Origin of the sequence: Synechococcus sp. R55.8, from assembly GCF_047461895.1 — a bacterium.
GTDB lineage: Bacteria > Cyanobacteriota > Cyanobacteriia > Thermostichales > Thermostichaceae > Thermostichus.
The window spans coordinates 1-10,807 of sequence record NZ_JANSIB010000102.1; the positions used below are offsets into that span (position 1 = coordinate 1).

8 protein-coding genes are annotated in these 10,807 nt (G+C 58.0%); 5 read left to right on the top strand and 3 right to left on the bottom strand.

The window, feature by feature from the left end; genetic code table 11:
• Positions 1 to 86: 86 nt before the first annotated feature.
• Both cydB and NW829_RS10290 read right to left on the bottom strand, forming a co-directional pair.
• Complete coding sequence (gene cydB, locus NW829_RS10285) at positions 87 to 1,136, bottom strand: cytochrome d ubiquinol oxidase subunit II (RefSeq protein WP_011432837.1); 1,050 nt, start codon at positions 1,134 to 1,136, stop codon at positions 87 to 89.
• A gap of 193 nt (positions 1,137 to 1,329) precedes the next feature.
• Complete coding sequence (locus tag NW829_RS10290; protein WP_414383095.1) at positions 1,330 to 2,763, bottom strand: cytochrome ubiquinol oxidase subunit I; 1,434 nt, start codon at positions 2,761 to 2,763, stop codon at positions 1,330 to 1,332.
• Positions 2,764 to 3,253: 490 nt separating this feature from the next.
• On the opposite strand from NW829_RS10290, the gene mfd reads away from it, so the two are divergent.
• The 3 genes from mfd (at position 3,254) to NW829_RS10305 (ending at position 8,565) form a co-directional block, all read left to right on the top strand.
• Complete coding sequence (gene mfd, locus NW829_RS10295; RefSeq protein WP_414417022.1) at positions 3,254 to 6,730, top strand: transcription-repair coupling factor; 3,477 nt, start codon at positions 3,254 to 3,256, stop codon at positions 6,728 to 6,730.
• Positions 6,731 to 6,850: 120 nt separating this feature from the next.
• The gene (locus NW829_RS10300; protein WP_414375447.1) at positions 6,851 to 7,786 is read left to right on the top strand and encodes an ABC transporter ATP-binding protein; all 936 of its coding nucleotides are present in this window, start codon (positions 6,851 to 6,853) and stop codon (positions 7,784 to 7,786) included.
• A complete protein-coding gene (locus NW829_RS10305; RefSeq protein WP_414417023.1) occupies positions 7,783 to 8,565 on the top strand; it encodes an ABC transporter permease in 783 nt (260 codons plus the stop codon). Before NW829_RS10300 ends, NW829_RS10305 begins: the two co-directional genes overlap by 4 nt.
• 18 nt (positions 8,566 to 8,583) lie before the next feature.
• On the opposite strand, the gene NW829_RS10310 is transcribed toward NW829_RS10305, so the two are convergent.
• Positions 8,584 to 9,117, bottom strand: coding sequence for a TM2 domain-containing protein (locus tag NW829_RS10310; protein ID WP_414342801.1), 534 nt, complete (start codon positions 9,115 to 9,117; stop codon positions 8,584 to 8,586).
• Positions 9,118 to 9,336: 219 nt separating this feature from the next.
• Between NW829_RS10310 and NW829_RS10315 the strand changes: the two genes are divergently transcribed.
• Entirely contained in the window at positions 9,337 to 9,639 is a 303-nt protein-coding gene (locus NW829_RS10315; RefSeq protein ID WP_187147267.1) for a hypothetical protein, read from the top strand.
• 80 nt (positions 9,640 to 9,719) lie between these two features.
• A complete protein-coding gene (locus NW829_RS10320; RefSeq protein ID WP_414331509.1) occupies positions 9,720 to 10,694 on the top strand; it encodes an ABC transporter permease in 975 nt (324 codons plus the stop codon).
• The last annotated feature ends 113 nt before the right edge of the window (positions 10,695 to 10,807 follow it).

Sequence of the window (10,807 nt, forward strand, 5' to 3'; positions counted from 1 at the left end):
AGCCTTTCTCTGTAGACGTTCGATTGCACCTAAAAAATTGCCCCGCCCATCACCGGGCGGGGTTATTGCTGCATCCTCAGGCCAGCTTAAACTGCCTCTGGAACTTTGGCCTCTTCCGCCGCCACTTCCTGCACCACGATCTTGCCCCGGAACACCACGTAGTTGTAGATGTTGTAGGACAAGATAACCGGGATCAGAAAGCCAATAAAGGTGAGCATAAACACCAGCGAGCTGGGGGAGGCTGCCGCTTCGTAGATGGTGACGCTGGGGGGGATGATGTTGGGGAAGACCATGAACCCCAAGCCGATAAAAGAAAGCGCAAAGATCAAAAAAGTGTAAACCAAAACGCTATTTTCTTCCCGCCGGCGCAGGCTGCGCAGCAACAACGCCACCAACAAAAGTCCCAGAACTGGGATGGCAGCAAAGATGTAGAAAAGAGGGGGCGAGAAAAGCTGAGCACGCGCCTGCTCGGACATGATAGGAGTGCTGATGGTGATAAACACTGCCCCCAGTAAAGTTGTCCAGGTGGCGATGGTTGCCGTCTTGTAGTAGGTTTCCTGAAGCTCGCCGGTGGTCTTAACGATTAGGTAGGCTGAGCCGATTAACACATAGCCCTGGATCAAAGTAAGAGCCACCAACAGCGTGCGCCAGGTCAGCCAATCCCAGGGGCTGCCGGCAAAGTGGCCGGCTTCGTCCACGCGGATCCCTTCGAAGACGCTGCCCAAGGCAAATCCCTGGCCCAAGGCTGCCAAAAAGCTGCCCACTCCAAAGGCCAGGTTCCACACCAACTTGTTGTCGGCGTTTTCCCGAAACTCGAAGGAAACGGCCCGCAAGATCAGGCCCACCACCATGATCACCAAGGGTATGTAGAGGGCATTGAGAATGGTGGCGTAGGCGAGAGGAAAAGATCCAAATAGGGATCCCCCCATCAACACCAGCCACGTCTCGTTGGCATCCCAAACATTGCCCAAGCTGGTCATGAGAATGCTGCGCCGCGTCTCGCTGGAGGCCGTCAGGGAGAGGATACCAACTCCCAGATCAAACCCGTCCAGCAGAACGTAGAGAAATAGGAATAGGCCCAGGATAAAAAACCAAACCTGGGGCAGAAACCGCTGTAAAGGCTCAAAAGATTCCATCGCTGTTCCCTCTGCTTTGAGTATTTCTGACCAGTGCGAGACAGTTCCCGATGGCGATCCCCAGTCCCTCTCCCTCTAGGGAAGGGAAGTTGGGAGTTGACGTAGCGAAGGGTTTCACTGCTGTGGGGAATGGGCCTGCTACGTTGCCCTGTTGCTACTTGGAGTCACCAGTTAGATGGCTACCAAACTGCTGCTACCGAGCTTCTGCAGGACGGCGATCCGGCTCGTGGCGGGCAGGCTCGACCACGATCACCGGCTGCGTTGCCGGGACAGGGGCGGGCAACTCCAGGTTTGGCCCTTCGCGGATGATGCGGCTGCCAAAGTAGAGAGCGGCAACGAAGAACACAGTGTACAACGCGGTCAGGCCAACCAGAGAAAACAGCACTTCTCCTGCCGGCAGGGGCGAAACCGATTCCACCGTGCGCAGTTGTCCATACACAATCCAGGGCTGCCGACCCACACAGCGGACGATCCAACCGGTTTCAACGGCGATGTATCCCAGGGGTGCTGCGAAGATCCAAGCTCTCATCAGCCACTTTTGCTGAGAAAGGGCCTCCACTGAGAGCTTGCCCCTCAGCCATTGCACAAGGGTAACTCCGACAAGCCCGGCTAGGAGGAGGCCAATGGCCACCATTGTCCTAAAGGAGTAGTAGATGAGGCCAACCATGTGGGGACGATTTTGGGGATCCCAGCTTTTGAGCCCTTGAATGGGTCGATCCAAGCGGGGCTTAAACTCCAGCAGATAGCCCAGCGCGCCGGGGATCTTCACCTCCCACTCGTTGCGCTCTTCGCGGTCGTTGGGCACAGCCAACAGGCTCCAGTCTGCCCGCTCGCCGGCAGGGATCGTCTCCCACTGGGCCTCCATGGCCGCCAGCTTGGCCGGCTGATAGCGATAGACTTGCTCCGCGCTCAGATGGCCGACAAACACCTGCAAAGGGGCGACCACCAGGGTCATTGCCAAGACCACTTTGAGGGAGCGGGAGAAGAACTCGCTGTGCCGCCGCTTGAGAATGTACCAGGCACTGATGCCACCGATAACAAACAAAGAGGTTTCCAAGGTGGCAAAAAACATGTGCAGAAAGCTGTTGACCATGAAGGGGTTGACAATAGCTTGCAGGTAGTCCCGCACCACAAATTTCCCATCGACGAACACGCCACCTGCCGGCGTCTGCAGCCAAGAGTTGGCCGTCAGGATCCAAAAGGTGGATAAGTTGGCGCCAAAGGCCACCAGGATCGTCGAGATCCAGTGAATCACCGGCGGGACGCGCTCCCAGCCGAACAGCATGATCCCCAAAAAGCTGGCCTCCAGCATGAAGGCCATTGTGCCTTCAAAGCCCAGGATGGTTCCAAAAAAATCTCCCACCGCTTCGGAGAAGGGCGCCCAGTTCATGCCAAACTGAAAGGCCATCGGCAAGCCTGAGGCCACGCCAATACCGAAGTTCAACACATAGAGTTTTGACCAGAAACGGGCGTGGCGGTAGTAATCTAAGTTGCGGGTTTTCAGCCAAAGTCCCTCAACAACAACAAGGTAAATGGCCATCCCTGTTGTTAAAACCGGCCACAACATGTGAAAAATGGCCGTGAGGGCAAACTGTAGACGAGAAAGGGCAACGGTATCTAGAAACATGATTTGTACCAAGCTTAGATGAATTGGCCAATACAGCTTTTTCCGACAACATCCTCTGCAGTTGATGCAGCTACACCTCTTGCATGAAAAACATCTTGCTGACTGGCAGACATCGGATGAGGCCGGGAAAGCCGCGCTTTGTGGTTCCTTCTAACATCGAATCTTGGCCAAGACAATCGACAAGCCGTCCGACTCTAAAGGTTAATTTTAGGATTCTGTGAGATATAGACCTTTTTTTGTAATTTGGACTACAAAGCAAAAAGCCCTCTGTGAACCTAGCGGCCAAAAACTGGCAGGCCATTGACATAGGGTTCTGGTTTTCTTCGTCTTTAAACAACAAAACTGTTGTCCCAATAGATCGAGGAGCAATTCCCAGCAAGGGAGGACTTCCGGTTTACAGAGCCGGCAGACGGCTGCTGATTGTCCCCGGAGCCTGCCAGAATTGGGATCCCTGCTTGTTGGGATCGCAGTTTGCAGTGTGGGGTGGAAGATGTCGTTTATTCCGCTGGTGCGCTTTCTAGGCCAGTCCGGCTTGATTCAAGAGCTGGCCGCCTGCTTGAGATCGCAGCGACGGGCAAATCTGCAGGGGGCAGGGCGGATTGCCAAGGGGTTGATCGCCTCGGCTTTGGCCCAGCAGGAGGGAAGATCCCTGCTGGTGATCACTGCCACGCTGGAAGAAGCAGGCCGCTGGACAGCGCAATTGGAGGGCATGGGCTGGGAGACGGTGCAGCTCTACCCCACCTCCGAGGCTTCCCCTTACGAACCTTTTGACCTGGAACCGGAGCTGGTGTGGGGCCAGTTTCAGGTGCTGGCCGATTGCCTCCAGGGGAAGAAGGGCATGGCCATTGTGGCGACAGAGCGGGCCCTCCAACCCCACCTCCCTCCCCCAGAGGTGTTGCGGGCCTTTTGTCTCCAGCTGGAACCTGGCTTGGAGATGTTTCCCCAGCAACTGGGGCAGCAGTTGACCCGTCTGGGCTACCAGCGGGTGAGTCTGGTGGAAAGCGAGGGGCAGTGGAGCCAAAGGGGCGACATTCTCGACGTTTTCCCAGTGGCCTGCGAGTGGCCGGTGCGGCTGGAGTGGTTCGGCAACGAGCTGGAGAGGCTGCGGGAGTTTGACCCAGTCAGCCAGCGCTCCCAAGATGGGATCCCCCACGTTTGGCTAACTCCCACCGGCTACGGGCCCATCCTCTGGCCGGCTCTGCAGGAAAAAGCCGATCAGCTTTCCCAGGGTCTGCGGCAGCAGTTGGAGCAGTCGCCGTCTCCTCCGGAAGGCTTGCGCCGTTTTCTTGGCCTACTCTACGATCCGCCAGCCAACCTGCTGAGCTATCTGGATCCCGAGGCTTTGATCCTGATCGACGAGCCAGAGCAGTGCCAGGCCCACAGCCGGCAGTGGCTAAGCCACGCCCAAGAACAGTGGAAACAGGCCCAGGTTGCGGAGCCGGCTCTGCAGCCCTTTCACCGCCCCTTCGATCTCCATGCTCCCGACTGGGATCCCTTCCCCTGCCTGTTGGCCCGCACCTTTGCCCCTGCTGGCGAAGCCGAAGCTGCCCTTGACCTAAAAAGCCGGCCTGTGCCTACTGCTCCCCACCAGTTTGGATCCCTGGCCAAAACCCTGCGCGAGTACCGCAAGCAGCAGTTGCAGGTGTGGATCCTCTCTGCTCAGCCCTCCCGCACCGTAGCTCTGCTGCAGGAACACGACTGCCCCGCCCAGTACGTGCCCAATCCCAAAGACTTCCCGGCCATCGAGCGCCAGCTGCAGTCCTACACCCCAGTGGCCCTCAAGTATTCCGGCCTGGCCGAGCTGGAGGGGGTTCTCCTGCCCACCTTGGGGTGGGTGGTGCTCACCGACCGCGAGTTTTTCGGCCAGCACAGCCTGGCCACCCCTACTTATGTGCGCAAGCGCCGCCAGGCCAGCTCTCGCCAGGTGGATCCCAACCTGCTCAAGCCAGGGGATTTTGTCGTTCACAAGGCCCATGGCATTGGCCAGTTTCTGCGCTTAGAAAGCCTCACCATTGGGGGCGAAACCCGCGAGTACCTGGTTATTCAATACAGCGATGGCCTGTTGCGGGTGGCTGCCGACCAGGTCAACTCCCTTTCCCGCTACCGCGCCAGCGGGGATGGACCACCTGCCCTGCACAAGATGTCCGGCAGCACCTGGGAAAAGACCAAACAGAAGGTGAAAAAGAGCCTGCGAAAAGTGGCCTTTGACCTGCTGCAGCTCTATGCCAAACGCGCCGAACAGGAGGGCTATGCCTTCCCGCCCGATTCTCCTTGGCAACAGGAGCTGGAAGATTCTTTCCCCTATCCCCTGACGCCGGATCAACTCCGAGCTGTCCAGGAGATCAAGCGGGATATGGAATCTCCACGCCCTATGGATCGGCTGCTGTGTGGGGACGTGGGCTTTGGCAAAACAGAGGTGGCAATCCGTGCCATTTTCAAAGCCGTAACCGCCGGCAAGCAAGTAGCTCTCCTGGCGCCAACCACCATTCTTACCCAGCAGCACTACCACACCCTCAAAGAGCGCTTTGCTCCCTATCCTATTCAAGTGGGCTTGCTCAACCGCTTCCGCACCTCGGAGGAGAAAAAAGAAATCCTATCCCGTCTCAAGAGTGGCGAACTGGATGTTGTGGTGGGCACCCACCAGCTTTTGGGCAAGGATGTGCAATTTCGGGATTTAGGCCTTTTGGTTATTGACGAAGAGCAGCGCTTTGGCGTCAACCAAAAAGAGAAAATCAAACTTCTCAAAACCCAGGTGGATGTACTCACCCTCACCGCCACCCCTATTCCCCGCACTCTGTATATGGCCTTGTCGGGTTTGCGGGAAATGAGCTTGATCCAAACTCCGCCTCCTTCCCGCCGGCCTATCAAAACTCACCTTTCTCCCTACAACCCCGAAGTCATCCGCACGGCTATCCGCCAAGAGTTGGATCGCGGCGGTCAAGTCTTCTATGTCGTCAACCGCATTGAAGGCATCGAAGAAACCAGTGCCAAATTGCGGGAGTGGGTGCCCGGTGCTCGCATTGCCATTGCCCACGGGCAGATGCCGGAAGGGGAGCTAGAGGCAACGATGCTGGCTTTTAACAATGGGGAAATCGATATCCTGGTCTGCACGACGATTATCGAATCCGGTTTGGATATTCCCCGCGTCAACACCATTTTGATTGAAAATGCTCAGGAGTTTGGATTGGCTCAGCTATACCAGCTGCGGGGGCGGGTGGGCCGGGCTGGGATCCAAGCCCATGCTTGGCTGTTTTACCGAGAAGACGGGATCCTCACCGAGGAGGCCCGCAAACGCCTACAGGCCATTCAGGAATTTACCCAACTGGGATCCGGCTATCAGTTGGCAATGCGGGATATGGAAATTCGTGGCATTGGCAACCTGCTGGGAACGGAACAATCCGGGCAAGTCAATGCGGTGGGCTTCGATCTTTACCTGGAAATGCTGCAAGAAGCCATTCGAGAAATTCGCGGCCAGGAGATCCCACAGGTGGAGGACACACAAATTGACCTCAATGTAACCGCCATGATCCCGCAAAGCTATATCCCCGACGAAGATCAAAAGATGCAGGCTTATCGACACCTGGCTGCTGCCGGCTCTCGGGTCGAGCTGTTGCAAATTGCCCAAGAATGGCAAGACCGCTTTGGCCCCCTGCCCAAGCCCACTCAGGAGCTGCTGCGGGTAATGGAGCTGAAGGTGCTGGCCCGAGCCCTGGGCTTTTCCCGCATCAAACCGGCCAAAGAGCATGTGCTTTTGGAAACCCCCATGGAGGAGCCCGCTTGGAATCGCCTGAAAGAGGCCCTGCCCACTCACCTGCAGCCTCGCTTTGTTTACCAACCGGGCAAGGTGACGGTGCGAGGGCTGGGGATGGTACCGGCAGCGCAGCAACTGGAGAGCCTTTTGCAGTGGCTAGACAAAATGAGTTTGGCCCTGAGCCGGATGGAGGCTGGGATCCCAATGACCCCCTAGATCTTGCCGGATCCCTCTCGAGGCGGGCCCATGCTCTGGTGTGAGAGAGTGGAATGGCCGGCCCTCCTCTCTTCAGCGCTCCTTTTTGCATCGGCTTCGCGTTTGCATCGGGTTCGCGTCATGAAAGTTCTAGAAGCTCACCACCTCCAAAAAACCTACCGGCAAGGAGGCAGGGAGGTGCGGGCAGTGGTGGATGTCTCCCTGACGCTGGCAGCAGGGGAGATCCTGGCTTTTTTGGGGCCCAACGGGGCCGGCAAGACCACCACCATTAAGATGATTGCCGGCCTGATCCAACCCGACGCGGGCACAGTGTGCGTTCTCGGACGGGATCCCCATACCGATCCGGGGGCCCTGGCCCAGGTGGGGGCAGTGCTGGAAGGCAATCGCAACCTCTACTGGCGGATGACCCCCCTACAGAACCTGGAGTACTTCGGTGTGCTGCGGGGGCTATCCCCCAGAACCGCCCGGCAACGGGGGCTAGAGCTCCTGGAGACCTTTGGCCTGTGGGAAAAGCGGGATGTTGCCGTGCAAACCCTTTCGCGGGGTATGCAGCAGAAGGTGGCCATTGCCGTCGCCCTCCTGCATCAACCGGCCCTGTTGCTGCTGGATGAGCCCACCCTGGGGTTGGATGTGGAATCGGCGCAAGCGGTGAAATCCCTGATCCGCCAAATTGCCGCTTCGGGTCGAGCCATCTTGCTCACCACCCATCAACTGGATATTGCGGAAGCGCTCTCGGATCAGGTAGCCGTTATTCGACAAGGGGTGATCATCGCCCAAGCCCCCACGGGAGAGTTGATCCGGCACTTTGCCGGCGCCGTCGGTACTTATCGGATCGAGCTGGAACAGGGGCTGGATCCCTGGAGGTTTGAACAACTGGCCCGCCAAGGGGTGGAGATTCTCGGATCCCATCGGGTGCGGTTCAGCGGCCCGCCAGAGATGCTCTATCAGGTGCTGGAGATCTTGAAGCCTTTGCCCTTGCTCAGCCTCAAACGAGAGGAAGCCGATCTCACCCATATTTTCCTCGAGTTGTTGAAAAGGGGAGAGGGGCAAGGATGATGCCGGTGATACACCTGTTTTGGGCTGAACTGAAGCGGGCCTGGATCCAGTACATTCGCTATCCGGCGGAGGCCCTGGGCGGGATCCTGATCACCACGTTCTTCTTCTATGCCCTCTTTGCCGGCGCCCAATATGTGGCAGGGCCTGCCTCCCAATTTGGCGAACGGTTGGATGCGGTGGTGATCGGCTATGTGCTCTGGACGCTGGTCATTTTTGTGGTCAACGACATCGCCCTCAACCTGCAGGTGGAAGCCCAGACAGGCACCTTGGAGCAGGTGTTGCTCTCGCCATTTTCGGCAGCCACTCTCTTCTTGGCACGGGCTTGTGCCAGCTTGGTGTTGCGCTTTTCTGTTGTTGTCGTCATTTTGGGTGCCATTTTGCTGCTCACGGGCAGTCGGCTGCGCTTTCCCCCCAGTTTGGTGCTGCCGCTCTTGAGCGTGGTGCTGGGGGCCTACGGTTTTTCGTTTTTGCTGGGATCCGCCGCTCTGATTTGGAAGCGAATTCAGCAGCTTTTAATTATCAGCCAATTCGGCTTGCTTTTTCTGTTGGCTGCTCCCACGGAAGAATGGCCGGGATCCCTGAGGTGGCTAGGGCAAAGTCTGCCCATGACGGCGGGGGCGGGGCTGTTACGCGACGTAATGGTGCGCGAGGTAGGGCTGGATCCCGTGCGGCTGATCATGGCTCTGACCAGCGGCGTTTTCTACTTCGGCCTGGGTCTGCTGGCCTTTCGCTGGGCAATGCGGCTAGCCAAACGTCAAGGGATCCTGGGATCCCAGTAGAGGTCTGCAGGAGGGCATCTAGAGCGAACGTTGGTCGGGGGAGCGGTGCAGCAGGTGAGGGAAGTGGTATTCTACCGCTCCAGTGACCGGGTTGTTTTCGGGGAAAGCCATGCTCCGCCGGCTCAGCTCTTGCAGCGCCTTTTCAATTTCGTCAAAGTCGGCAGGCAAGTCGATAGCTATCTCCGCAAGGGTGAGGATCCCTTGCCGCTGTTGGGCTAGCCGCAGGATCTCCCGCATCAGAGCTTGACCTTTGAGGGGCTGAGGAGGTGCTGAGGTGGTTTTTGAGGAAGCTGGGGATGGGGAGGGTCGGGATCCCTGCAGGACGGCCAGCTTGAAGTTGTAGTTCTCCACCATGCCTGGGATCAAAAACAGGTCAATTAACTGGCCAAAGCCCAGCAGGCCAAAGGTGAACAGCCAGAGGATGCCTGTTCCAGTCTTGCCCAGGTAGAAGCGATGGACGCCACAGATCCCGAAGATGCCCAACGCCCAGAGGATATAGGCAGTACCGACAGACTTGGGTTCAGCGGGGGGCAGCAGGTAGCGAGAACTCATGGGGATTTGACGAGATAACTCCGAGCGGGTACTTCCAGTTTGTCATCTTCTGGCCTGGACGGGCAGAAGAGAACCGGCGTGATCTCTGCAAGCAAGCTGGGATCCCTTCTACGCTCTTGTCTGAGGGAGGGCAGCCTCAACGGGAAAACAACCGGAATAATGAGATCCAAGTCCCCCAGGCTCAAAGAACTCCGTCTCCCGCTCACGCAAGCAGTGGACATGCCTATAGAAGGCAAGGGAAAGTCGATGTTTGAGCCAATATTAATCGGGTTGAGCGCTGTGCTCTGGGGCCTCCTCTGGGGCTACGCTACACTGCTGGTTGTGCTGGTGAACTTTAAGGAGCAAGGATCGGTTTACGCCTACCCTATGCAGGCGGTGCTGGATCGCTTTGTCGAATCCTTGGGGCTGGGCTGGCTTAAGGATCTGCATGCCCTGCAACTGAGGCCGCTGCGCCGGATCAGCTATGCTCTGTTTGGTGCCGTCACCCTAGGGGTGGCTTTCATGCTCTGGGTGTTGGGGTGAGGCGATGCCCAGATCAACAGGCGCATTCGCGCAGCAACTGCAAATGCATCAACCCAACCCGAGTTCTCGACAGGCCCATCATGAACGCTGCTCAACTGGTCGCCATTCTCTCTACTGCCATTGCCACCGCCACACCGGTGGTCTTCGCCTGTGTGGGGGAAACCATTACCGAGCGGGCAGGGGTGATCAACCTCTCCGCAGAGGGGACGATCATGCTGGCGGCCATGGTTGGGTTCGCCGTGGCCAAGCTGACGGGAAGCTTGGTATTGGGCTTTTTGGCTGCCGCCGCGGTGGGAGCGCTGTTTGCTGGGATCGTGGCCTTTGGCTCGCTGACCCTGAAGGGATCCCAAATTGCCATTGGTTTCGTCTTGACCCTATTGGGGGCGGATTTGTCTTCCTTTTTGGGCAATCCGTTCGTGCGGATCCCAGGGCCAACGGTGCCCAGCCTGCCCATCCCCTTCCTGAGAGAGGTGCCGCTGCTGGGGCCACTCCTGTTCCAAGGGGATCTGTTGCTGTACGCCAGCTACGCGCTCATCGGGGGAACTTGGTTCTTTTTGTATCGCACTCAGCCTGGCCTGATGTTGCGGGCTATGGGAGAACAGCCGGCGGCGGCTTTTGCCCGCGGCACCAATGTCATTTTCTGGCGCTATGTTTACACCCTTGTGGGGGGATCCCTATTGGGCTTGGCGGGGGCTGCCTTTTCTCTGGATTTCAAGGCCGGCTGGAGCCACCGACATACAGCAGGGTATGGCTGGATTGCCTTGGCCATCGTCATCTTCGGTGGCTGGAACCCCTTGCGGGTAGCTCTGGGGGCCTACCTGTTCGGCATTTTGCAGTCCTTCGCTGGGGTTGCCCAGACTACCATCCGCGCCGTGCCCACCCAAGTTTTTACGGTGGCTCCCTTTGTGTTGATGATTTTGGTGTTGGTGCTCACTTCTGGGGAATGGTGGGAGTACGGCTTGCGCGGGATCCCACCTCGGCTGCGGCGCTGGATCCAGCAGGCGGTGAAGGCCACTCCGCCGGCAGCTCTGGGGCAGCCGTTTGAACCGGGCTAGAGGTTGCTTCCGGCACTGCGGCTTGGGGGTCGCTGATCAGCCGGATCGGAGAGGGGAATGTAAACTACCCGACTCCGACCGCTAAAGCGGTACGGAGCGGGCTTTCAGTAGCC

Coding starts and splice junctions, on each gene's coding strand:
- cydB (WP_011432837.1), bottom strand. CDS start 1,136: ATGGAATCTTTTGAGCCTTTACAGCGGTTTCTGCCCCAGGTTTGGTTT.
- NW829_RS10310 (WP_414342801.1), bottom strand. CDS start 9,117: ATGAGTTCTCGCTACCTGCTGCCCCCCGCTGAACCCAAGTCTGTCGGT.
- NW829_RS10290 (WP_414383095.1), bottom strand. CDS start 2,763: ATGTTTCTAGATACCGTTGCCCTTTCTCGTCTACAGTTTGCCCTCACG.
- NW829_RS10300 (WP_414375447.1), top strand. CDS start 6,851: ATGAAAGTTCTAGAAGCTCACCACCTCCAAAAAACCTACCGGCAAGGA.
- mfd (WP_414417022.1), top strand. CDS start 3,254: ATGTCGTTTATTCCGCTGGTGCGCTTTCTAGGCCAGTCCGGCTTGATT.
- NW829_RS10305 (WP_414417023.1), top strand. CDS start 7,783: ATGATGCCGGTGATACACCTGTTTTGGGCTGAACTGAAGCGGGCCTGG.
- NW829_RS10320 (WP_414331509.1), top strand. CDS start 9,720: ATGAACGCTGCTCAACTGGTCGCCATTCTCTCTACTGCCATTGCCACC.
- NW829_RS10315 (WP_187147267.1), top strand. CDS start 9,337: ATGCCTATAGAAGGCAAGGGAAAGTCGATGTTTGAGCCAATATTAATC.